23 protein-coding genes and 1 tRNA gene are annotated in these 23,294 nt (G+C 66.2%); all 24 read left to right on the top strand.

Going from position 1 to position 23,294, the window contains the following annotated elements:
• Window positions 1-1,210: DUF5915 domain-containing protein (locus tag ACLL97_RS08115; protein WP_411279967.1), on the top strand; the 1,210-nt coding region annotated here is incomplete at its 5' end.
• Entirely contained in the window at window positions 1,210-1,635 is a 426-nt protein-coding gene (locus tag ACLL97_RS08110; protein ID WP_411279966.1) for a TraR/DksA family transcriptional regulator, read from the top strand. The genes ACLL97_RS08115 and ACLL97_RS08110, both read left to right, overlap by 1 nt.
• Window positions 1,544-2,200 (top strand): signal peptidase II, encoded by a 657-nt coding sequence (lspA, locus tag ACLL97_RS08105; RefSeq protein ID WP_411279965.1) that lies wholly within the window; start codon window positions 1,544-1,546, stop codon window positions 2,198-2,200. Before ACLL97_RS08110 ends, lspA (ACLL97_RS08105) begins: the two co-directional genes overlap by 92 nt.
• On the top strand, window positions 2,197-2,745 hold the full coding sequence (lspA, locus tag ACLL97_RS08100) for a signal peptidase II (protein WP_411279964.1): 549 nt from the start codon (window positions 2,197-2,199) through the stop codon (window positions 2,743-2,745). Before lspA (ACLL97_RS08105) ends, lspA (ACLL97_RS08100) begins: the two co-directional genes overlap by 4 nt.
• A 53-nt stretch (window positions 2,746-2,798) precedes the next feature.
• Window positions 2,799-3,824 (top strand): RluA family pseudouridine synthase, encoded by a 1,026-nt coding sequence (locus tag ACLL97_RS08095; protein ID WP_411279963.1) that lies wholly within the window; start codon window positions 2,799-2,801, stop codon window positions 3,822-3,824.
• A gap of 31 nt (window positions 3,825-3,855) precedes the next feature.
• On the top strand, window positions 3,856-4,245 hold the full coding sequence (locus tag ACLL97_RS08090; RefSeq protein WP_411279962.1) for a chemotaxis protein CheW: 390 nt from the start codon (window positions 3,856-3,858) through the stop codon (window positions 4,243-4,245).
• A complete protein-coding gene (locus ACLL97_RS08085; protein WP_373062089.1) occupies window positions 4,242-4,607 on the top strand; it encodes a response regulator in 366 nt (121 codons plus the stop codon). The genes ACLL97_RS08090 and ACLL97_RS08085 overlap by 4 nt, the downstream gene beginning before the upstream one ends.
• 33 nt (window positions 4,608-4,640) lie before the next feature.
• A complete protein-coding gene (locus ACLL97_RS08080; protein WP_411279961.1) occupies window positions 4,641-6,611 on the top strand; it encodes a chemotaxis protein CheW in 1,971 nt (656 codons plus the stop codon).
• Between the two features lie 38 nt (window positions 6,612-6,649).
• Window positions 6,650-7,270, top strand: coding sequence for a chemotaxis protein CheC (locus ACLL97_RS08075; RefSeq protein WP_411279960.1), 621 nt, complete (start codon window positions 6,650-6,652; stop codon window positions 7,268-7,270).
• A gap of 20 nt (window positions 7,271-7,290) precedes the next feature.
• On the top strand, window positions 7,291-9,984 hold the full coding sequence (locus tag ACLL97_RS08070) for a tetratricopeptide repeat protein (RefSeq protein ID WP_411279959.1): 2,694 nt from the start codon (window positions 7,291-7,293) through the stop codon (window positions 9,982-9,984).
• Window positions 9,974-11,119, top strand: coding sequence for a DUF4388 domain-containing protein (locus ACLL97_RS08065; protein WP_411279958.1), 1,146 nt, complete (start codon window positions 9,974-9,976; stop codon window positions 11,117-11,119). Before ACLL97_RS08070 ends, ACLL97_RS08065 begins: the two co-directional genes overlap by 11 nt.
• A 75-nt stretch (window positions 11,120-11,194) precedes the next feature.
• Entirely contained in the window at window positions 11,195-11,905 is a 711-nt protein-coding gene (locus ACLL97_RS08060; RefSeq protein WP_411279957.1) for a GTP-binding protein, read from the top strand.
• Window positions 11,906-11,923: 18 nt separating this feature from the next.
• Complete coding sequence (locus ACLL97_RS08055) at window positions 11,924-13,651, top strand: DnaA ATPase domain-containing protein (protein ID WP_411279956.1); 1,728 nt, start codon at window positions 11,924-11,926, stop codon at window positions 13,649-13,651.
• Window positions 13,651-15,330 carry a DUF4388 domain-containing protein gene (locus ACLL97_RS08050; RefSeq protein WP_411279955.1) on the top strand — a complete coding sequence of 560 codons (1,680 nt, stop codon included), beginning with the start codon at window positions 13,651-13,653 and terminating at the stop codon, window positions 15,328-15,330. The genes ACLL97_RS08055 and ACLL97_RS08050 overlap by 1 nt, the downstream gene beginning before the upstream one ends.
• Window positions 15,327-15,806 carry a chemotaxis protein CheD gene (locus tag ACLL97_RS08045; RefSeq protein ID WP_411279954.1) on the top strand — a complete coding sequence of 160 codons (480 nt, stop codon included), beginning with the start codon at window positions 15,327-15,329 and terminating at the stop codon, window positions 15,804-15,806. Before ACLL97_RS08050 ends, ACLL97_RS08045 begins: the two co-directional genes overlap by 4 nt.
• Window positions 15,793-16,980 (top strand): protein-glutamate methylesterase/protein-glutamine glutaminase, encoded by a 1,188-nt coding sequence (locus tag ACLL97_RS08040; protein WP_411279953.1) that lies wholly within the window; start codon window positions 15,793-15,795, stop codon window positions 16,978-16,980. The genes ACLL97_RS08045 and ACLL97_RS08040 overlap by 14 nt, the downstream gene beginning before the upstream one ends.
• Window positions 16,981-16,999: 19 nt before the next feature.
• Window positions 17,000-17,449, top strand: coding sequence for a chemotaxis protein CheW (locus ACLL97_RS08035; RefSeq protein WP_411279952.1), 450 nt, complete (start codon window positions 17,000-17,002; stop codon window positions 17,447-17,449).
• Complete coding sequence (locus tag ACLL97_RS08030) at window positions 17,446-18,330, top strand: tetratricopeptide repeat protein (RefSeq protein WP_411279951.1); 885 nt, start codon at window positions 17,446-17,448, stop codon at window positions 18,328-18,330. The genes ACLL97_RS08035 and ACLL97_RS08030 overlap by 4 nt, the downstream gene beginning before the upstream one ends.
• Before the next feature lie 47 nt (window positions 18,331-18,377).
• Window positions 18,378-19,385 (top strand): peptidase MA family metallohydrolase, encoded by a 1,008-nt coding sequence (locus ACLL97_RS08025; RefSeq protein WP_411279950.1) that lies wholly within the window; start codon window positions 18,378-18,380, stop codon window positions 19,383-19,385.
• Window positions 19,386-19,444: 59 nt separating this feature from the next.
• Entirely contained in the window at window positions 19,445-19,615 is a 171-nt protein-coding gene (locus tag ACLL97_RS08020; RefSeq protein WP_411279949.1) for a hypothetical protein, read from the top strand.
• Between the two features lie 136 nt (window positions 19,616-19,751).
• Window positions 19,752-19,825: transfer RNA gene (locus ACLL97_RS08015), tRNA-Val, on the top strand.
• A 227-nt stretch (window positions 19,826-20,052) separates the two neighbouring features.
• Window positions 20,053-21,756 (top strand): tetratricopeptide repeat protein, encoded by a 1,704-nt coding sequence (locus tag ACLL97_RS08010; RefSeq protein WP_411279948.1) that lies wholly within the window; start codon window positions 20,053-20,055, stop codon window positions 21,754-21,756.
• A 206-nt stretch (window positions 21,757-21,962) separates the two neighbouring features.
• A complete protein-coding gene (gene rsmH, locus ACLL97_RS08005; protein WP_411279947.1) occupies window positions 21,963-22,913 on the top strand; it encodes a 16S rRNA (cytosine(1402)-N(4))-methyltransferase RsmH in 951 nt (316 codons plus the stop codon).
• Window positions 22,913-23,290 (top strand): hypothetical protein, encoded by a 378-nt coding sequence (locus tag ACLL97_RS08000; protein ID WP_411279946.1) that lies wholly within the window; start codon window positions 22,913-22,915, stop codon window positions 23,288-23,290. Before rsmH ends, ACLL97_RS08000 begins: the two co-directional genes overlap by 1 nt.
• The last annotated feature ends 4 nt before the right edge of the window (window positions 23,291-23,294 follow it).

Here is a 23,294-nt window from a genome sequence, read left to right as displayed (position 1 = left end):
CCGCAACGTCTACAACGGCATCTTTGCGCAGTACGCAAACTTCGGATGGAGCCCAAGCGCGACCGATCCGGCGGTGGCCGACCGTCCAGCGCTGGATCGCTGGATCCTGTCGCGTCTCACGCGGGTGGAAGCGGAAGTCGATCAGCATCTCAACAACTACGACGCCACCTTGGCAGCACGTCGCGTGATGCAGTTCATGGACGACGACGTCTCCAAGTGGTACGTGCGTCAGTCGCGCGCCCGCTTCTACGACATCGACAGCGCCGATAATCGGGCGGCGTTTGCCACGCTGCACGAAGTGCTGGCGGTTACCTGCCGGTTGCTGGCCCCGTTCGCGCCGTTCATGACCGATGCCGTCCACCGCGCCCTGACCGGAACATCGGTACACTTGGCGTCGTACACTCGGCCGAATCCTACGCCGGTTGACGACACACTCGAGTCCGCGATGGAAGACATTCGGACCTTGGCGGGCCTCGCCCGTGCTGCCCGCGACGTGGCCGCTGTGAACGTGCGTCAACCGCTGCCGTCGGTGCAATGCGTCGTGCCGGGGAACCCTGGTCCGGCGTCCGAACTGGCCGCGCTGCTGGCCTCTGAGATCAATGTGAAGCTGGTGGAGTTTGTGAGCTCCACCGACTCCCTGGTGTCGCTGGAGGTGAAGGGCAATTTCCGCACCCTCGGCAAGAAGTTTGGCAAGGACACGCCGCTGGTGGCCGCCGTCGTGCCAACGATGGCAGTCGAGCTCATCCGCAAGCTGGCTGGTGGCGAATCCGTCACGATCGAGGTGGAGGGGATGCCGCGCTTGATTGCCCCGGACGACGTCGCCATAATCCGCCGCGCCTCGGGTGCCGCCGTGGTTCAGGAGAACGGCGGCTACGGGGTGGCACTCGACGCGTCGATCTCGCCCGAGCTCCGGGCCGAAGGTTTGGCACGCGAAGTGATTAGCAGAGTGCAGCGCCTCCGGAAGGAAGCGCAGTTGGATGTGAGTGACCGCATCGCGGTGGCAATCGCCGGCGATGAGGAGCTGGAGGGCGCTGTGGCCACGCACCGTGGCCGCATCGCTGACGAGGTGCTCGCCGTGCGATTGGTGCTCGGCACGGAGGCTGGCTCGCCGTTCCATGCAGATGGCAACGGTTCCACGTGGACCGCGACGCAGGTGGTGGACGTCGATGGACGTTCGATCCGCCTCGCGCTCACCAAGGAAGGGTCGTAATGGCTGGATCCAACGCCGCGAAGGATACGAAGAAGTCGAAGCCGATGCCGAAGAAGCAGTTGCAGCACTTCGAGAAGCGGTTGCTTGAAGAGCGCAAGCGCGTGCTGAAGGAACTCGGGCACCACGGGGAAGCCTTCGGACCCAACGGCGACGCCGATGGCGACACCAGTGCCTACTCTTTCCATATGGCGGACCAGGGCACTGACGCTATGGAGCGCGAGAAAGCGTTCCTGTTTGCATCGCAGGAAGGGCGCTTCCTGTTCCACATCGATCAGGCCCTGCGCCGCCTGTACAAGTCTCCGGAGACCTTTGGCAAGTGTCACCAATGTGGGGATGACATCGCGTTCGAGCGACTCGACGCGTTGCCGCATGCGCGATACTGCTTTGCGTGCAAACAGCGTGAGGAAGACGCGAAAAAGGGTTGATGTGAAGGCTATCGTTGCAGTTCCCGTCCTCCTCGTTGTGCTCGTCCTCGACCTGATTACCAAGGCTGTGGCGGTCGCGACACTCGCGCCCGCCGGCGGGGCCAATCCGGTATTCGGGAACTGGTTCCGGTTCGCACTCGTGTACAACCCAGGTGCCGCCTTCGGACTGCATCTGGGAACCTACTCGCGCTGGATTTTTATGGCGCTCACATGCGGCGCGATCGTAATCTTGTGGCGACTCTATCAGCAGACGGCGCAAAACGATCGGCGCAAAGCGCTCGCCGTGTCCCTCGTGGCCGCGGGCGCACTCGGCAACGTCATCGACCGGATCCGGTCTGATCTGGGCGTCGTCGACTTCATCGACATCGGTTTCGGGGCGCATCGCTGGCCCACGTTCAACGTGGCGGACATGGCAGTCAGCAGCGGCGCGTTTCTGCTGGCGCTCGTGCTGTGGGGAGAAGAGAAACGCGAAACGGCGGCCGCCGCGGCGGCCGAGGCGGCCGCCCAGAACGCCGCGCGATCGACGACTCTCGCGTCGACTGAATCCGCCGACCGCTCGCGATGACACATCCGACCCGGAGTGCCACCGCGTCGGCCGTCGTCAACGACATACCGGCTGCGTCGGCCACCCCTCGTTTCTGGATCCTGGTGCTGCTCATCACCGCCGCCGACGCGATTTCGAAGGCGCTGGCCGTGGAGTATCTCGCTCCACGCCATATTCCACATCGGATTCTTGGTGACGTGGTGCGGTTCACGCTCGCCTACAACCCGGGGGCGGCCTTTGGCATGCACCTCGGTCCTGCGTCACGCTGGATATTTGCGGCGCTCAGCGTCGTGATTGTCGTGGTGCTGATTCGCGCCACGGCCGACCTCACCCGGATCTCACGGTTCGCCGCGTTTGGCGTGCCGGTGGTGGTCGGAGGAGCCATCGGCAACCTGCTCGATCGCATTCGGCTGCGAGACGGCGTCGTGGATTTCATCGACATCGGCTTCGGCGACGTCCGCTTCTGGACGTTCAACGTAGCCGACACTGCCGTTACTATCGGAGCAGGTTGTCTCGTGATCGCATTGTGGCAGTTGGACAAAGCACAACAAACGGCGGTCTCGTGAACGCGTCGTTCGGCGCCCGCTCGGGAACCCCTTCGGAGCCCGCGTCGGGAGCCGTGCACGATTTTCAGGTCACCGACGACAGTGGCGACGCGGGTGACCGGCTCGACCTGCTCGTGGCGCGCCGCTGTGAGTTGTCGCGGACCCAGGCGGCTACGCTGATCGCCACCGGGCAAGTGACGGTTAACGGCAAGGCGGAGAAGGCCTCGTATCGCAGCGAGGCGGGTGACCGACTGCATGTGGTAATTCCGCCGCCGCCGGGACGGGACATCGTCCCCGAAAACATTCCGCTCGATATCATCTACGAAGACGAGTATCTGCTGGTGGTCGACAAAGCCGCCGGCATGGTCGTCCATCCAGCACCCGGCAACTGGACGGGCACGCTGGTGAACGCGCTGATCGGCCGCGGCGAGCCGTTGGCTGACGGTGGCAGTGAGGAGCGCGCGGGATTGGTGCACCGTCTGGACAAGGATACGTCGGGGCTGTTGATCGTGGCCAAGACCGACGTGGCCCATCGCTCGCTCAGCGCCGCCTTGGCGGCGCGCAAGGTGACGCGACGGTACGTGGCGCTCTGTTGGGGCCACCTGTCCACCGATAACATCACGGTGGAGAAGCCGATTGGGCGCGATCCACGGGACCGAACCAAGATGACGATCGTCCCTGATGGACGGATGTCGCGAACCGACTTCGTGCGCCTCGGTCGCTTCGACTCGGCGGATCTGCTCCGCGCCCACCTGCATAGCGGTCGGACGCATCAGATTCGTGTCCATTTGGCGTCGATCGGTCATCCGGTGGTGGGTGACGATACGTACGGGGGAGGCGGCGGTCGGCGGTTGGTGGAGTTGCCAGGCAAGCGGCACTTCTTGCACGCGGCTTGGCTGCGCTTCCGTCATCCGATCACGGGTGCGCCGGTCGACCTGCGTTCGCCGCTGCCGGCGGACTTGCGCCAGTCACTGTCCGTTGTCAGCCTCATGCCGGAACTCGCCACGCACCAGGATCCGCTCGATGTCTTCGGGTTCTACAAAACCGACGAAGTCCTCCCCGGGCACAAGCCGGACGATCACGACGACGCCCTCGACTAACCACGACGACGGCGACGAGCAGCGCCCACGGGTGCTGGTTGTCTCGGTCGACCGGGATGCCTTTGGCATTCCGGTCGAACAGGTCCGTGAGGTGATTCGGAGCGCCACGCTGCGCCGCGTGCCGGGTAGTCCGCCCGTGCTTCGCGGTATCGTCAACGTGCGGGGCGCAATCGTTACAGTGCTGGACCTTCAGGCCCTCCTTTCGGGAGAGCGTGGCGTCACGGCAGGGTCGGTCGTCCTCCTCGAGTACGGATCGCGCCTCATCGGGCTCGCCGTGCATGCCGTGCACGATGTCCGCGTGCTGGATGCGTCGCTCGAGTCCCAACACGAGCTCTCGTCCGCCCTCGACCGCATCGTGCCGCTGGACGCCGTGGCGCTCTGCGCGCGGCACCTGCATTCAGCCGACGAGAGGGAACGGTGAGCCGAACGGTACTCATTTGCGACGACGCGATCTTCATGCGCACCATGGTGGGGGACATCCTCACGCAGGCGGGCTTCGAGATCATCGGAGAAGCGGAAACAGGTGTGCAAGCGGTGGAGCGCTATCAGCAGCTCCGTCCCGACCTCGTCACGATGGACATTGTAATGCCTGACATGGGCGGGATCGATGCGGTCCGAGAGATCACGAAACTCGATCCTGGCGCGAAGATTCTCATGTGCAGCGCGATGGGACAGCAGGCACTCGTGGTCGAAGCCATTCAGGCCGGCGCGAAAGACTTCGTGGTGAAGCCGTTCCAGCCGAGCCGTGTTCTCGAAGCCGTGAATCGCGTCCTCGCCGCATAAGTCGTCGCGGTCGCACGCCTCGAGCTGAACGCCATGGACGCCGCCCCGTATGCCGCGTTGTTCCTGAGTGAATCGCGCGAACATCTCACGGAAGTCGATGATGCGTTGCTGGCGCTGGAGCGTGAGGACGGGCACGCGACCACCGCTGCGACTGGCGCGCACCTCGCGACGGTCTTTCGCGGGGTGCACACGATCAAGGGAATGGCGGCCGCGATGGGCTATGTCGCGGTCGAGCTGCTGTCGCACGCACTCGAGAGCCGTTGTGAGCCGTTGCGCAGTGCTGAGGAAGCGCTCAGTGGCGACGTCCTGGCGCTGCTCTTCGACGGCACCGAGCTGCTGCGCGCCGCCGTCGATGCCGTGCCGAGCGGGCGCACCGAGCCCACGTCGGCCATGCGCGCGTTTGTGCAACAACTTGAAGTGGCATCGGCGGTTGGAGCGACGCCGTCGGCCGCGGTTGACACACATGGTGACGCACATGGTGACGCACATGGTGACGCACATGGTGATGCCCGCAGTGGCCCGCCAGCCGCTACTAGCAACGTGCTGAGTGGTGCGTTCGGCACGGCCCGACGAGTGCATGTGCGACTCACTGCCGATTGCCCGCTCAAGGGCGTGCGCGCCATGATCGTGCTGGCCAAGCTGCGGGCGTTGGGTACTGTGCGCGGCACCGAGCCTGCACAAGAGCGTTGGCCGGATGATCTCTTCGACGGCGTCTTCCAGCTCACGCTGCACGCCGCTGCCTCCGACGACGAGATAACCACGGCGGCGCAGAGCGCGGGTGACGTGGCACGCGTGATCGTGAAGCTTGCCACGCCCACGCCAGCGCAGGGGAGCGCCCGCGTAAGTGACGCGCCGCGCACGGTGCGTCTCGATGCGCGCCGGCTCGATACGCTGCTGGACCTGGTCGGCGAGTTGGTGATCACGCGCGACCGATTGTTACGCGCCATCGAGCAGTCGGAGCATCCTGATCGCACCGTCGTGCGCGCGGCGGCTGACACGGCGCGTCTGGTGGCCACGCTTCAGGATGAAGTGCTGCAGGCGCGCATGCTCCCGGTGGCGCAGGTCTTCGATCGCTTTCCGCGGTTGGTCCGTGACATCGCTCGCGATCTGGGCAAGGACGTGCACTTTACGATGGAAGGCCGCGAGATCGAACTCGACCGCTCGCTACTCGATGCGATCGGCGATCCGATCATGCACCTGCTGCGCAACGCCCTCGATCACGGCTTCGAAGACGCGGACACCCGTCGTGCCGCCGGAAAACCAGCCAGCGGCGAATTGATTCTACGCGCGGCGCGTGATCGGGCCGCCGTGGTGATTCAGGTGCAAGACGACGGGCGCGGTATCGATCGCGACGTGGTGTTGCGTCGTGCCCGGGAGCAGGGGCTGGTCGACGACACGGTCACCACGCTGGCCGACGAGGTGCTGTTTCCGCTGCTGGCGCATCCCGGATTCTCCACCGCCAAGTCGGTGACGTCGATTTCCGGACGAGGCGTCGGCGTGGATGTTGTGAACACGCGCGTGCGCGCGCTCGGCGGACAGATCGACCTCGAGACGATCACCGGCGAAGGCACCGTGTTCACGATGCGGCTGCCCCTCACGCTCGCGATCATGCGCGCCCTGCTGGTGCAGGTGGGCGGTGATACGTACGCGATTCCTGCCGCGCACGTGACGGAGGTGCTCGAATTCAACGGCGCCTCCCGTCGTACGGGCGCGCTTACCATCACCGTGCGGGACGAGACGGTGCCGCTGGTGGCCCTGCAACAGCGCTTCGAGGATGACCCCCTGGCGGCCGCCGCGGCCGATCCGGACGGCGTACGCCATGTCGCGATCGTCGAGGTGGCGGGACGGAGAACGGCGCTGTTGGTGGACGCCCTGCTGGCCCAGCAGGACATTGTGGTGAAGCCGTTGGATTCCGTCCGCGGTGCTCGCACCTGGTTCAGCGGCGCTACCGTGCTCGGTGACGGGAGCCCCGCGCTCATCGTCGATGTGAGTAGTGTGGCATGACGAAGTGAAGATGACTCGTGACCGAAGGTGACTTGACCATGTCGGCGATCCGGTCTCTCAAGACCATCCAGCTCGATGCACTGCGTGAAACGGCCAACATCGGCGCGGGTCACGCCGCTACGGCATTGTCGCAAATGACCGGCAGCACGATCATGATCAAGGTGCCGAACATCACGGTCGCCAGCATGGAAGAGCTGCCGTCGCAGTTCAGGCCAGAAGAAGAGCCAGTGGCGGCCGTCCTGATGCACATGCTCGGCGACCTCAGTGGTCGTACGATGCTCGTGTTTCCCAAGCCGACGGTAATGCGACTGGCCGAGCTGATGCTCCGTCGGCCGGTCGGATCATCCACGGCCTTCAGTGAACTTGAAACATCGGCGATCAAGGAAGCCGGAAATATCCTGAGCGGTGCGTACATGAACGCGCTCAGCGACTTCCTCGGTATGCTGCTCCTGCCGTCGCCGCCGAGTTTGGTGATCGACATGTCCACGGCGGTGCTGACCAGTGCAATCGGCGAGTTCGCGCCCGATCCCGATGCGATTCTCTGCGTCGAAAGCGAGTTTCAGCTCATGGAGATGCAGCAGACGCTGCGCGGCTTCTTCCTGCTGCTCCCCGATCCCGCCTCGTTGCAGGTGATGCTCCGCGCGCTGCGGCTCGCCTGAACGTCGGGACCGCTCCGCTCATGTCGTCCGTCATGTCGGCCGGTCGCGACGTGGACCTGCTGCGTGCGCTGATCGAGCGCGTCGACCAGCAGGATCCCGGCGCGTTCAACAACCTCGGGGTCCTGTATCACGCGCGCGGATTGCACGCCGAGGCCGTCGATGCGTTTCTGCGCGCGCTGGCGATCGACGCGCGAATGCGGACTGCCGCGCGCAACCTCGAAATCGCAGCCGCGCAGCCGGGCGCGTGTGATGCGCGCATGGCCGTGCTCGATGGGCGCGTGGCCGCGAATCCCGATGATCGCGTGGCGGCCCTTGAACGCGCGCGACTTTCGCGACTGATCGGCCGCGGCGACGCGGCGATCCGTCAACTGGACGCCTTGATTGCCGACGACCCTGACGATGCGTTGGCGCTTTTCGAGCGGGGACTGATCGAACAACGCGCCGGCGATCTCCGGCGTGCACAACGCTGGTTCGAGCGTGCCGTGAATGTGGGCGGGGCCGACACCGACGCCCGCTTGCACCTCGCGGAAGTGCTGTATCAGCGCGGGCAGAATGAGCAGGCGCTGGAGTGCCTCGATCTGCTGCTGGCCCACCAGGCTCACTGTGCCGACGCGCACTTGCTGCGCGGGTTCGTGCTGGGCGACATGGGACGTCACGAGGCGGCGATTGCCTCCGCACGGCTGGCGGCGCAGCTGAATCCCACGCTATCCACCGCGCAGATCGATCTCTCGCTTGAATCGGGGGCCCTCGCCGGGGCACCAGTGGCGCTCGATCCATCGTCGGTGAATGACATGCTGCGCGTGGAGCCCGAAGGCGCGCTCGCCCGCTACGGTCTCGGGCTCGCCTTTCGGCAGCGCGGCTATTTCGATGAAGCCAGACGTGAGTTTGAGCGGTCCCTCGCCGGTGGCGAAGACGCGCGCATGGCCGAGCACGCGCTTGGTGAACTCGATCTGATCGCCGGTCGATTCGACGACGCGCGCGTGCGCTACGAAGCGCTGCTGACGCTGCAGGAGCAGCCTCGCCTGTGGAACGAGCATGGCGTGGCGATGCATCAGTCGGGAGATGTGCACGCGGCCGCCGATAGCTACCGCCGCGCGCTGCGCCTCGATCCGCGCCATGCGTTGGCCTACAACAATCTCGGCGTCGCGCTCGACGATCTCGGCGATCACCAGGCGGCGCGCGAGTCGTTCCTGCGCGCTTCCGACCTCGATCCCACGCTGATCGTTGCGCGCCTCAATCTGGCGCGCTGGCTCGCCGGACAGCGCGATCCGTTGGCCGCCTTCACGCTGTTGCGCGAACTGGTGGCCTTCCATCCGCGCGATGCGGAGTCGTGGCAGGTCATGGGCACCGTGTTGCAGCTGCTGGAACGCACGGAGGACGCGCGCGACGCCTTTCTTACGGCGATCGAGTGTCGGCCGTCGCACGCCGAGGCCCGCTTCGGGCTAGCCCGCGTCCTTGAGCGCCTCGGTGATGCCGATGGCGCGACGCGCGAAACAGAGCAGGCGCTCAAGTACGCGCCGGTACGCACCGAAGCACGCCTCTCGGTGGCGATCGACGTGCAGCGCGAATGTCCCGATGCGGTGGGCGCGCTCGAGCTGCTGACCATCCGCGGCGGGTCGCCACTGCGTGGCGTCGTGCTGCCCAGTGATGACCTCGTCGCGTTGCTTCCGGAGCAGTACCGCGAACTGGCTGCCGTGTCCCACGCAGCGCCAGGCAGCCACGCAACGGTGACGACGGCGATCGCGACGGCAATCGTGGCCGCCGCCTGCGACTGCGACGCCGCCGATGGCTTTGCGGCGCGCACGGTGCACGGCGAGGCCCTCGAGCGGTATGTGCGGGCACGCGTCGCGGTCGATACGACGTCGGTGGTAGAGATGGCGCCTCCGGTGCAGCTCCTGTGGCAGCGCGCTACCGTGGGCGAAGCACGGTCGTTGTGTCTGTTGGGTCGCGGTGTCGAGGCGCTCCCGCAACTCAAGCGGGCCGGTGCGGTGTGGCCGCATCATCCGGAGGTGTTGGCACTATTCGCGTTCGCGGCCGCCTCCGATGCGGACCGCGATCCGGCGAGTGCGGAAACGGCGCGAACGGCCATGCTGCGATTGCTGCGTCAGGACGTGACCAGTGCCGCCCTGCTGCATTTCGCCGGCGACGCAGCCATGAAGTTGCACGATGACGCGTTGGCACTTGGCTTCTATCGTCGCGCTTTGGCGCACGATCCGGCGCGTCCCACGGCGCGCGTGGCGATCGCCCGCATGCTGCGTGAGCGCGGTGATCTGCTCGCCGCGCGACTCGAGCTGGTAGCCGCGCTGTCGGCTGTTCCGAACTGGCGAGATGCCGTGCTCGAGCTCGCGCGCGTGCACCGCGATGCGCGGCGCTATGCCGACGCGCGCTGGATTCTGGTGGATGTACTCAAACGCCGCCCTACCGATATCGAAGCCCTTCAGCTCCTGATCGAAGTGCTCGTGGGCGAGGAGCGTCTCGCCGATGCCCGCATCGTGGTGGATCGCGTGCTGCGTCATGACCCGGAGTGTACCGGAGCACGCTGGTTCGATGGCGTGCTGCTCGCACAGCAGTCACGCACCCGAGACGCGCTGGCCTGTTGGGCCGGTCTCGCGCAATCCACCGACATGGATGCCTTCGTCCAGCGCGCCCGGCACGCGGTGTCGCATGCCGTCTACGGCAGCGGGGCGCCCAGCGACCCGGCGCGTGTCGCATGACACCGTGTCGCATGACACCGTGTCACATGACGGCGTGTCGCGCGAGCGCGCGATGAGCCTGGAGGGCCGTCTTCGCGACCTCGGCTTGGCTGAGCTGTTGCAACTGCTCGCGCTGAGCCGGAAGTCAGGGGTGTTGCATCTCGAGGCCGCGCTCCAGGGGCGACACGCGGCCGTCCATTTTCAGCACGGCAGCGTGGTGAACGCTGCCACGTGGAACGCGTCTGCGGCGGCCGCGGCGCTGCGGGCGCGGACGGCGGACGAAGCCCGGGACGTTGAAGCGGTCATGCTCGACCTGTTGCTCTGGCGTGACGGCGCGTTCCGCTTCGCACCCGCCGACGACCAGGCGCCGACCAACGCCGCAATCCGTCTGGCGATCGAGCCGCTGCTTATGGAAGCCGCGCAACGGGCGGAGGTGTGGGCGCGGATCGAGGATCGCGTGCCGCATTCGCGCGTCGTGCCGGCGTTTGTCGACGTTGAGCCGCAGCAGCTGCCACTCCTGCGTCTGGCACCGGTCCAGTGGGAGATTCTCACCCGGGTCGATGGCCAGCGTGACCTGTTGCTGTTGGCCGAATCGCTCGGTCGCGACCTGCTGGAGGTGGCGGAGCAGGTGCACGGCCTGATCGAGGCCGGGCTGTTGGTCCTGAGCGAAGGGCCGGTGGCGCCGCGTCAGAATCCCACGCCACCCGCGATGGCGGCGATCCCCGCCCCGGAAGGTCACGAGATCGCCGGCGATCTCTGGATACCGACGGCGCATCATACGCGACATTCGTCGGCACCGCCCGATGATGGGTCGGGCTGGCCCGATGATGATTCGCTCTTCGATCCGGTTGAACTGGGGGTCATTTCTCCCGAGGGATTCCCGCGTCGACGCACCCCGTGGATGGCGTCGCCTCCGGTTGCCTCGCAGGCCGCTGAACCGTCCTTGCCACGAGGGGAGACGGCCGGAATCGCAGCGCGCGCCGATGCCAACTCGTTGTGCCGGCTCGGTGACGAAGCGGCCCGGCGTGGTGACTTTGCGGACGCGATGACGCACTGGAACGCCGCCCTTCGGTTACCGGAGCCGTTCGCGAACGCTGGTCGCGTGCGCGAAGCGATTGCACTCACGGCCCGGTTGCACGCGCTGCTGCATCCGTAACGGCGTAGGAGACATGCGGTGGTGTCGCGACCTTCGGGCGTGGCAGACACCGGCGGCGAGAACAGGAGCGGGCGTATGCCCATTGTCGATCATGCCACACGGCTGATCACCTGCAAGTTGGTGTACTACGGGCCGGGACGGTCTGGCAAGACGACGAATCTTACCTACCTGCACTCGGCGTTGCCGGGCGCGCAGGTCGGTGAGCTCACGTCGCTGGCCACGCGTCGCGATCGCACGCTCTTTTTCGACTACCTCCCCGTCGACCTCGGCACCGTCGGGGCGTATCGCGTCCGCTTTCAGCTCTATACGGTCCCAGGACAACCGTATTACCGCGCTATCCGGCAGCTGGTGTTGCAGGGAGCCGACGGCATCACATTCGTGGCAGACAGCCAGCGCCATCGTTGGGACGACAACCTCGAGAGTCTGCAGGACCTGCACGCGAATCTTGCCGAGCATGGGATCGACGCACGTGACTTGCCCATCGTGATGCAGTACAACAAGCAGGATCTGCCGGCGTCGCTGGCCGCCAGTGTGGCGGAGCTGTCGGTGGCGTTGAACTTCCGCGGCGTTCCCGAGTTTGCCGGCGACGCGCTCCACGGCCCCGGCGTCTTTGACACATTGCGATCACTCGGCATGCGCGTGCTCAAGCGGCTCGGCGCTGACGAGGGTACGGAAGCCGCCCATCGCGCGGCCCTCGCCCTGCGCACGCCCGCGTTCACGCCCGCCCTCCACGTCGGCCACGTCACCACCGACGTGCTCACCGGCGTCGCCGGAAGTGACGCCTGAGTGACGCCTGAGCGACGCATGAGCGGCCCACTCGATGGCAACTATCGCTTCGACACGTTTGTCGTCGGCTCGTCGAACCGTCTCGCGGTGTCGGCCGCTCGTGCCGTGGCCGAGGCCCCGGGCAGCGCCTACAACCCGCTGTTCGTGTACGGCGGCTCCGGGCTTGGCAAAACGCACTTGGTGGCGGCCATCGCCCATCAGGCGCGCGCGGCCAAGCCTGAGCTCCGCGTCGAGTTCACGTCGGGCGAGGAGGTGGCCGAGCATCTGCATCGCGTCATCGCAAGCGGTCAGGCGCAGCGGTTCATCGAGCACTATCAGCCGGTCGAGCTGCTCATCCTCGACGATGTGCAGTTTCTCACCGGCCAGCGCGAAACGCAGTCCGAGCTGCTGCGACTCTTCAACATTATGCAGGGCACGGGTCGGCAGCTGGTGCTCACCAGCGATCGACAGCCATCGGAGATTCCCGATGTCGATCAGCGCCTGCTGTCGCGGCTGATCGGCGGACTCGTGGTGGACGTCGGCGCCCCCGACTACGAAATGCGTCTTGCCATTCTGCGGAATGTCGCGAACGTGCGCGACGTGGAGTTCGCCGACGGGGTGCTCAACGAAGTCGCACGGCTCGCGTTCGGGAACGTGCGCGAACTCAAGGGCGCCCTCAACAAGCTCTCGGCGTTTCAGCAGCTCGAGGGAACGCCAGTCGCACCGCCCGATGTGCGCGCCGTGCTGGGCGAGCGGGCGTCGCCGACGCCGACGCACCCGCCACGCATCGAAGCGATCATACCCGATGGCACCGACTACGAGAGCTTTTTCGCCGACGTCCTACAGGAGGTCGAGACCCGTGTCGAGCCGTGGCGCGTGGCACTCGGTGAGGCGATGGCGCGCTGGAAGTCCCACGGGTACGCCACTACCGTACTCGAGCGCGCCCTCAATCTGCCCACGGCGCCTGATGTAGACGGTCTGCTGGCCATGTTTGCCTCGGCGATCGAACACCTGCGCAACCTCGAGGCGCAGGCCAGCAGCCTCGATCCGGCGCTGCGTGGACATGCGGCATTCCGCGACGTCGAATCGATCCTGTTGGCGACCCAGCTGGTCGAGCGCGCCATGGCCAGCACGTTGCCGCTGCCGGCGCCGTCACCAGTATTCATGCGCGAACGGATCGATGTGAGCCACGCGAATCAGCTGGCGGTCAAGGCCATCGACGCGGTGATCGAGCAGCCCGGCACGCGCTACAATCCGCTGTTCATCTCCGGACCGGCCGGCAGCGGCAAATCGCATCTGGCGCATGCGCTGGGCAATGCGATGCGCAGCCGTGCCGCTGTGGCCTGTCTGTCGGCCAATGCGTTCGTGGATGAACTGATCGCCGCCATGCAGGAAGGCGGCATGGAACGTTGGCGCTTGCGCTTCCGCGCCGCCGACCTGTTCATCCTCGATGACGTCGAGCTCTTGGCAGGAAAGGAGCGCACGCAGGAGGAGCTGTTCCACCTGTTCAATCATCTCTACGAGCGCGGCAGTCAGATCGTGCTCACCAGCACGTACGCGCCGCGTGAGCTTCCCGAGCTCGCCGATCGACTCCGCTCGCGATTCGAGGGCGGGCTGGTGGTGGCGCTGCAGTCGCGCGAGCGTCCGCGCGTTGAGCAGCTCGTGGAGCGCGCGCCCGGTGAGCTCGATCGATTCTTCGACGATCGCGAGAAGACGATGTGGCACTGGCCGGAGCTCGGCGGACGACTGATCGAGGAGTACCGGTAATGGCCATCCGCGGAAATCTCAGCGAGGCCTCGCTCGCCGACGTGCTGCAGCTGCTGGCGCTTGGTCAGAAGACGGGCTGTCTCAGCATCGCGCGCGAAGGCAGCTTCGGCACGGTCCATTTTGCGGGCGGTCGTATCGTGCACGCCGAGCTGGTGAATCGTCGCGATCGCCTCGGCGATCGACTCGTGCGCATCGGTGCAATCACGCCCGACGATCTCGCGCGGGTAACGGCCGCGCGTGCGCCACAGGATGATCGGGATCTCGCGCATGCGTTGCTGGCGCAGGGGCTGATCGAACGTGACGTCCTGGTCGGCGAGTATCGCACGCAGCTTGAAGAGGCGGTTTACCATCTATTCAGCTGGTCGCTGGGCTCATTCACGTTCGAGTCCGAAGCCGATGACTCTCCCGAGGCGGCCCTGGTCTCAGTGAGTGCCGACTCGCTGCTGTTGGAAGGCGCGCGTCGGGTGGACGAGTGGACCCAAATCGCGAAGAAGGTGCCGAGTCTCGATCTGATCTTCGAACTCGACGGCCCACGACTGGCCCAGCGCGAAGTCCCGTTGAGCGCGACGCAGGAGCGCATCCTGCCGTTGCTCGACGGCACGCAGGATCTCAACTCCGTCATCGAGCGCTCCGGACTTGGTGAGTTCGAGGTCGGCAAGGCGGTGTTCGGGTTGCTCACCGCCGGTTACGCGCAGCGTGTTGGCCGGAGCGCTGCCCGACGTCAGCCGTCACCGGAGAGCCGCGTGGCCGAGCATCGGAATCTCGGGATCGCGTTCTATCGCACCGGTATGCTCGATGAGGCCCAGCGCGAGTTCCGCCGCGTGCTCGAACTGCGGGCCGCCGACGGCGTCGCACGCTTTCATCTCGGGCTCGTGCAACTGCGTCGTCGAGATTGGGGCGGCGCCTTCGAGACGTTTCTGCGCGCGTCGCAGGAACCGGATGCCCCGTCGGCTGTCCTGCACAACCTCGCGTATGTCTGCGAGCAGCGTGGCGATATTGTGGCCGCGGCCGCGTATCTCGATGACGCCGCGCGGCGCATGGTGGTGCCCGACCCCCGCATCGCGCTTTCCCGCGCCACGCTGGCATTGCGGGCGGGTGAGATTGCGGGTGCTGAGTCGGCGTTGGCGGAGGCGCGCAGTGCGTGGGGCTCGCGTCAGCCCTCGGCCGCGTGGTTTCACGCCGCTGGACTGGCCGCCGCACTCGGCGGCGACACTGCGCGAGCCGCCAGCATACTGGAAGAGGGCATTGCCCTTCATCCGCATGCGGTGGCGTTGCACAACAATCTGGCCGTGGTGCTTGAGCGGCGCGGGAGCTACGAGCTCGCCGCCCGCACCATCGAGCATGCGCTGCTTGAAGACGCCAACTGTGCGCATCTCCACAAGAACCTCGGTGACTACCTGTATCGCGCGCAGCGCTACGACGAAGCGTTCGAATCGTTCGTGCGCGTCGTGCGGCTGATGCCGTCGCACGGGCCTGATGTATATCTGAAGATCGGCAATGTGCACTATCGCCGCGGTGCCCTGGCCGATGCGCAAGCGGCGTGGGAGCAAGCGCTCGCACTCGATCCAGGCAATCGGATCGTGCGTGCCAATCTCGACGCGTTAGGTCGCTCCACGACGCCCGCTGAGGCCGTGCCAGTCACCCTCAATGATAGCGCGTTGGTCGGCGGCGCCGCGTGAGACAACACACCGTTGGCATCGCCGATCTCACGGCCGGTGCCGGAGATGTCACGCTGGTGACCATCGGACTCGGGTCGTGCGTCGCGATCGCGTTGCACGATCGCAGGCATCGCATCGGCGCCTTGGCCCATGTGCTGCTGCCGCATCACGCGCTCACGGCCGACACGCCGAGCGCCGGCAAGGCCGCCTCGACGGCGGTTCCGGCGATGCTCACGCGGATGCAGTCGCTGGGAGCCACCTACGACATCGAAGCGCGACTGGTGGGCGGCGCAAGCATGTTCGCGACGCTGTTGGCGCCCGGCGCGATCAGTCTTGGCGCGCGCAACGTGCAGGCGGCACGGGCGGCCTGTGCGGCGCACGACATTCCCATTGTGGGCGAAGCCGTCGGTGGCGATTTCGGACGTTCGGTCTATTTCGACGTCGCCACCGGACGGGTACACGTGCGTACCGTGCGAGGCGGCGATGTCCTCCTCTAGCGCCTCCGTGACTGGGCGCCGTCGCGTGCTGGTGGTGGACGACAGTGCGTTTATGCGGCGGTTGGTCAGCGACATCGTGGCGTCCAGCGGCGAGTTCGACGTGGTCGGCACGGCGCGCGACGGGTTGGACGCCTTGCGGCAGATGCCACTGCTTGATCCGGATCTGGTGACGCTCGATGTGGACATGCCCCACCTCGACGGCCTCGCCTGTCTCGATCGGATCATGCGGGAGTGGCCGCGGCCGGTCGTGATGCTGAGTGCGGGGGGAAGCGATGGTGGCGCCGATGCGACGCTGTGCGCGCTCGAGCGTGGCGCCGTCGAGTTCGTGCGAAAACCCTCGGGAGCCATCAGTCTCGATCTCGACCTCGTGAGCGAGCAGCTGCTGGATGCGTTGCGTGCTGCCGCCTGTGTGACGCAGCTGCGGGTGCCCGAGCAGCGGCCGTCGCCGTTGCCGTCGTTCGGGCTCGGCTCGGTGGGCGCGTCGTTGACGATTTGCGGTTCGGCCCACGATCGCGGTGTGCGTTCACCAGCGCGTGCCTTCGTGCAGGCGCACGGACAGGCCCCGTCATTCGTGGTGTGCATTGCCGCCTCCACCGGCGGTCCGGCGGCGTTGAGTCAGCTCATTCCGCAGCTGCCGCGCTTCGAGCGAGCCGCGGTGTTGATCGTGCAGCATATGCCCCCGGGGTTCACGGCGAGCTTCGCCGGGCGGCTCCACGGCATTTCGCGGCTGGCGGTGCACGAGGCGATGCACGGCGAACCGCTGCAGGCCGGTCATGCGTTTGTGGCACCCGGCGGATTCCATCTGCGCGTCGGTGGCACGCGAGAAGCGCCCGTGGCGCTGCTGGATCAGGACCCGACGGAGTGGGGCGTGCGGCCGGCGGCCGACCGCCTCTTCAAGTCGGCGGCGCAGTGTTACGGCGCCGCGTGTCTCGGAGTGGTCCTAACCGGCATGGGGCGCGACGGCTCCGATGGATTGCTGGCCATCCGACAGGCGGGCGGGCTGGCGGTCGTGCAAGAGCGTACGTCGTGCGTCATCCCCGGCATGCCCGACTCCGCGCTCCGCGTGGCCGGAGCCGATGAGGTCATTGCATTGAGCGACATGCCCCGAGCCATCGAACGACTCGTGGTCGGGCAGGGCATCGCCACCGACGAGAACGTGGCGCGGATCGCGTGAATCCACTGGTGAGGAACCCGTGAGCAGGTTCAAGTCGACCGCGATGTTCGCCGTCCGCCGTCGCGCGGTGCACACGGTGGAGCGGGCGACGTTCGTCTGCTTCTCGATCGGCGAACATCGGCTCGCGGGCCCGGTGGAACTCATCGATCGCGTGCTGCGCCCGTCCACCGACAACCCGAGCCTGTCGTTCGAGGGTCGCGTGCTCCCCTACGCCGATCTGGCCTCGCCGCTTGGACTCGTACTCGGTACTGGGCCCGTGGCGCTGCGACGCGTGCTCGTGACCCACGTGAATGACCGGTGGTGTGCGCTGCCGGTGGATGCCGTACATGACGTGGTCACTGTCGATGCGAGTGAGCTGTTGCCGCTGTCGGCTGACCATCCGGATGCCTATCGCACCGGTGCCATCGCCACGTTTGCGCGGGGGGGAAGTACTGTACTGGTGCTCGACCTCGTTCGCCTGCTCCGTTGACTCTGTCATCCGACCGCGCCATGTCGCTCACCGGTTCCGACTTGCAGACGCGCTTTGACGCCATCCGCGACGCCTTGGCGTCGCAGTCGGCGCCGGACGACCGCGAGCGGCTCAAGCAGCAGATCATCGCCCTCTTTCGCGACGCGGATGCCGCGGCCACGGCTGCCCTCGCCTTCAAGACCAGGGTGAAGGAGCTGGTCGAACGCTGGAAGACGCTCGATGGCGCGCCGGCCACGCTTGCCGCCGCGCCGGCGGGGTTCTCCGGATCGGGACGCGTCGATCATCTGGGCGCGTCCACGTTCATCGAGAAAGGCTGGTCGAAGCTGTCATTGGGCGATCCAACCGGTGCCGAAGTTGCGCTCCGACGGGCGTTGGAACTGGCACCAGGGAGCAACGAAGCGGAGACGTTGCTGGGATGGGCGCAGATGATGCAGCCGCAGTATGCGGCCGCCCTTGCCACGTTTCAGCGCGTGCTGGCGCGCGATCCCGAGCACGCGTTGGCGCACACCAACGTGGGCTACATCTGTCTCCGTCAGGGACTGTACGGAGAGGCGATCGAACATCTCGCGCGCGTGATCCGGCTCGACCTCGACCGCAAGGCCACCCTCTATGCGCACCTGTATCTCGGCATGGTCTATCGCGAGCGCGAGATGTACGACGACGCCGAGACCTTCTTCCGCAAAGCCCTCGAATGCGGACCAAACCTGCTGCAGAGCTGGTATGAACTTGGACGGGTGCATTGGTTCGCCGGGCGCCGCGATGACGCCATCGCAGCGTGGCGTTCAGGTGCCGAGGCCAACAAGTTCAGTCCATGGGGGAAACGCTGCGCGGAGCTGCTGGGGCAGGTAGAGCAGGGTGGAGCGCCACCGCGCACCGACTGAGTGGCGCAGTGCGTGTACGGGTGGCCCGGATTCGGGCCGGTTTGTCGATGCTCGTGACGTTCGTGGTGACGTCGTTTGTCGTCGCAACCGCCGGAGCGCGCACGCTCTCGCCGCAGACGCCGCCAACCGCCGGGTTCCGGCTCGATGCGGGCCGCTTTACGGTTGTCGCGGAGGCGCGTGATGCCCGACTGGCCCGCACGCTGCTCACGGCGGCGCAGGCGAGCGACAGCTTTCCGGGACTGCCTCGTCCCAAGGCGCACGTGCTCATTGCAGTGGCCCCGAACGCCGAGCGGTTCCGGCAGTGGGTGGGGCCCCATGCGCCGGAATGGGGCGCCGCCGTGGCGATCCCCGACGAGCAGCGGCTGGTCTTGCAGGGCAGTCGGGCGGGCAGCGATGCGGGCGATCCGGTGGTCGTGCTGCGGCATGAACTGGCCCACCTCGCGCTGCACGAGCGCCTGGGGCGCTTGCCGCCGCGCTGGTTCGATGAAGGGTATGCCAGTGTCGCCGCCGGCGAGTGGAGCCGTGACGAAGCGTTCGAAACGTCGCTGACGATGGTGTGGCGCACCTTGCCTTCGCTTGAACGGCTGGAGGACGGCTTTTTCGCCGGCGCCTCGGAGGCGACCTGGAGCTACGCGATGGCCTATCGCGTGGTGAGCGAACTGCAGGCGCTCGACCCCGTGAACGGGCTCGCCAATTTTTTCAGATACTGGAAGGACACCGGTTCCATGGAGAAGGCGGTTCGGCAGGCGTACGGGATCACGAGTGGCCAGTTCGAGAAGCATTGGCAAGCGCGCACGCGCAGCCGTTACGGGGCCCTGTCGCTGGTCACGAACATTTCCGCCGTGTTCGGCCTATTCGGCGTGCTGCTGCTGCCATTGTACGTCAGCAAGCGCCGCCGCGACCGCCGGAAATTGGAAGCGATGCGGGCGGCCGATCTGGCGCAGGAGGCCGCCGCTCGGACGTCGGCGTTGCAGGCGCTGTTGGATGCGGGACAGGACGCTGGCCAAGAAGTGGGACAGACAATGGGACCATCCGGGCCCGCCGGGGTATCCTGAAATAAGGTCGGTCCGAACTCACCCTTGCCGTGCTGCTTGGTCTGTCAGTATCCTGCGCCATGACTTCGATCGACAAGCCCCGCTCTCGCGCCCTGATGTACTGGGGCGCCGCTGCACTTTCGTTGGTGGTTGGCTACGTGGACCTTGCCCGTGGCGGCGAGACCATTGCGCCGCTGCTGCTCGTGCTCGGATACGTGGTCTTGGTACCGCTCGCGATCCTGAAGGGGTGAGCTGAGGACCGGACGAGCAGGAGCGGGACCGCGTCTCGGTTGAACGTGACAATCCGGTTAAGTTGTGCCTCAAGTGGGAACGACGCCCTTCGTCCGTGGTAGTTTTTCAACAGACGATGCGGGCGTGACGTTTCTCGGGCGAATAGCTCAGTTGGTTAGAGCGCCTGCCTTACACGCAGGATGTCGGGGGTTCGAGTCCCTCTTCGCCCACTCGTCTCGACCGTTCAGCTCGGCGTCATGCTGACGAGATCCGTCCTGAACGTGATGTACGTACCCATCTGGCAGAGGCTTCGGCCGCATGCTTGCACGGTATGTAGCGGCACTTCAAGTTCTGCAGTTCCCCCCAGACCCGCCTGGCTCGCGCACGGCCACTCGGGTCACCAGTATGCCGGCGTTAAGCCGGACTCACGGCTCACGGTGCGGAGGTTACGACATTGATGTCACGGCATTTCCAGGCGTTCGCCGGAATCGGTCTCGCCCTCGGTGGTACCCTCGCGGTGCCGTCGATTGCGTCCGCTCAGTACAATCGGGTTCCCGATCCGAACGCCACGCGTGTACTCGTGGCGGTATTCAAAGCTGGTGAGAAGGGATTGGGAGTGCAGGCCGCCGACGCGCTGCGCTCACGCATGACCAGCGAGTTCCCGTTCAAGCAGGTCTATGTCCTTCCCAAGACGGACATCAACGCCACCCTCGAAGCGTCCGGCTTTCCGATCACCGACGCGCTCGAGGCGCATGACCAGCGCGCGCTCGCGACGCTGCTCCGCGCCGATGAGTACATCACGGGCACGGTCACCAAGACCGCCACCGGTGTAAAGGTGGACGCCAACTTGGTGCTCGCTCGCGACAACGCGCTCGTCCAGCCCATCGGCTCGTACGACGTAAAGTCGGTTGGCGATGCCGCCGGCGCGATCTCGAAAGAGCTCAAGGAAGCCCGCAAGCAGCTCGACGGCGAACGGAAGTGCATCAACTCGGCCCGCGAACAAAAGTATGACGCCGCGATCGCCGCCGCGAAGGAAGGCATCGTCCTGTACCCGCGCGCCACGCTCGCCCGGATCTGCATGGCGAACGTGATGATTACGCAAAAGGCGCCGGCCGCCGAGCAGCTCGCGATTGCCAAGGAGATCGTCGCCATCGATCCCAAGAGCCGTCCAGGCCTGGCGATTCTCGCCTCGTCGTACCGTGCGCTTGGTCAGCAGGACTCGGCCGTGGTGTCGCTCACGCGTCTCCTCGCCACTGATCCCAAGAACCCTCGCCTGCAGAAGGACGTTGTCGAGGAACTGGCCAGCGTCGCCAATCCTCGCCTTGCGAAGCCGGTCATCGACACGGCCGTGATGCTCAACCCGGGCGATCCCGACCTGCTCCGTCTCCGCTGGCGCATCCTGCTCGCCACGCGCGACTACAAAGAAGCCTTCGCGCAGGGCGACGAACTGGTGAAGCTCGATACGTCGTTTGCCGATACCGCCTACTTCGCGCTCTCCGCCGCGGCCATGGCGGCTGATAGCCAGTTCCAGAAGGCGGCCGAAATGGCGGCGAAGGGTCTCGCCAAGTTCCCCGGCAGCCCCGACCTCACGTTTACCCAGATCGTGGCGCTCCAGAAGGCCGGTCAGAACCAGCAAGCGCTCGAAGCGCTGGATAAGGCGATCGCAGCCAAGATCCCGGTTGAGAACGGCAGCTACCTGCGCGTTTCGCTGCTCAAGGATCTGAATCGTTCGGCGGAGATCCTGCCCGCGGCGCGGGTGATGATTGCGGCTGGTGACACCTCGACGGCGCTGCGTCAGATGGTGGTTGGTATCGCCAACGATCAGCGTGTCGCCGCCTCGAAGTCGAACAGCCCGGATGACTTTGCGCTCGCGGTCAGCACGCTCATGTTCGCCGACTCGGTCACGACCGGTGCCGCGAAGGCGCAGGCGCAGTTCCTACTCGGCGCGACCTACGTGGCCTTCGGACAGTTGAAGCTCACCCAGTCGCAAGCTCAGAAGCAGTGCGGGTTAGCCAAGGAAGCGAAGAACATGTTCGCCGATGCCCAGATCATGCTGCCGAAGGGCGGTGCTACGAACGTCGACGCCATGCGTCAGCTCATGGGTGCCGTGATGCAGCTCGATCCAGCGGCCGACCAGATGATCAAGGCATTCTGTAAGTAACACCACAGTTGCAGGACCCCGGGCCCGCCGTCGCTCCGACGGTGGGCCCGTTCGTTTTCTCCCCGTCCGTGCCCGGCACCAAACACGCGTCATCACATCCGTGCGCAAATACGGGTAATGCACATTCTTGAACGCGTCACCATCGCTTGACGGTGCACTCAGCACCGCGCTAACATGACGCGCCCTAGCGAGCCCCTAATACGCGCGTGAGCCCGGTCCGTACTCTCCCATCCGGGCGCGTTGGCGCCTACCACGTCCCAGTGCTGCTGGCCGAGATCGAAACGCTGCTCGCTGGCGCGTCGACCATTCTCGACTGCACCCTGGGCGGTGGTGGGCACACCGCTGCCCTACTCGAACGTGGTATGCGTGTCACCGGCGTCGATCGCGATCCGCGGGCGCTCGCTTCTGCGCGCGAACGATTGGCCGATTTCGAGCGGGCCGGACAGTTCCGTGCGCTACTCGGAAATTATGCTGCTCTCGACGCCGCCGGGCTCGCCCCTGTTGAATGCTTCGACGGCATTCTCCTCGATCTCGGCGTGTCCTCGCATCAGTTCGACGATCTCACGCGTGGCTTCACCTTCCGCGAGGGGGCGCCGCTCGATATGCGCATGGGAACCGACGCCGAAACCGACGCCGGTGAACTGCTGAACACCATCGACGAGGTCGATCTGTCGGCTCTCCTGCGGGCCTATGCCGACGAGCCGAGGGCGGCCCGCATGGCGCGCGAGATCGTGCGCCGCCGCGAGCGCCGGCCCTTCGCCACGGCCGATGATCTGGTCGACGCGATCCGCGCCGTGCTTGGGCCACGCAGTGGCGCGCCCGACTTCGCTCGCATCTTTCAAGCCATCCGCATTGCCGTGAACGACGAACTCTCCGGGCTTGAACAGGCACTGCCGTTGCTGCGCGAACGACTCACTCCCGGCGGCGTGCTGGCGATCATCAGCTATCACTCTGGAGAAGATCGCCTCGTCAAGCATGCGTTCCGCGACTGGAGCACGGCCTGTATTTGCCCGCCGCGTCAGATGCTGTGCACCTGCCGCGGCGTGCCCCTCGGCGAAACGCTCACGCGTCGTCCGATCAACGCCACTGAGGAAGAGGTGGACGGAAATCCGCGCGCCCGCAGCGCGCGCCTGCGCGCCTGGAAGCTCGCCAACTGATGGCCGCCACCGCTATGAAGCGCACCGCCCGTCGGGCCCCGCGCGGTCGCCTCAAGGGTCGTGCGTGGGTCGCGATCGGGTTGGGGGTGTTCGTCGTGGTCGCATCACTCGCGGTATGGCGACGCAGTGTTGGGGTGGCCACGGCGCGCGATATTTCGCGGCTGTCCGATCGCCAGCGGGCGCTGATGTCCGAGAAGACAACCCTCGATCGCGATATCCGGAGCGCCATGGCCCGCAGTCGTGTCATCGGTGAGGCCGAACGCCGGCTGGGACTGCACGTGGCTACCGACGCGCAAACCCGCATGCTCTCGGATTCGATGTTCACCGATCCGGTACCGTCGGATACCGCTGCTCCCGACTCGGCGTCTCGCTCGTGATACG

The sequence above is a fragment of the Gemmatimonas sp. genome, assembly GCF_046594945.1.
Taxonomy (GTDB): Bacteria; Gemmatimonadota; Gemmatimonadetes; order Gemmatimonadales; family Gemmatimonadaceae; genus Gemmatimonas.
Note: the sequence above shows the minus strand (reverse complement) of the source record. Positions and strands in the feature narration are given on the sequence as shown.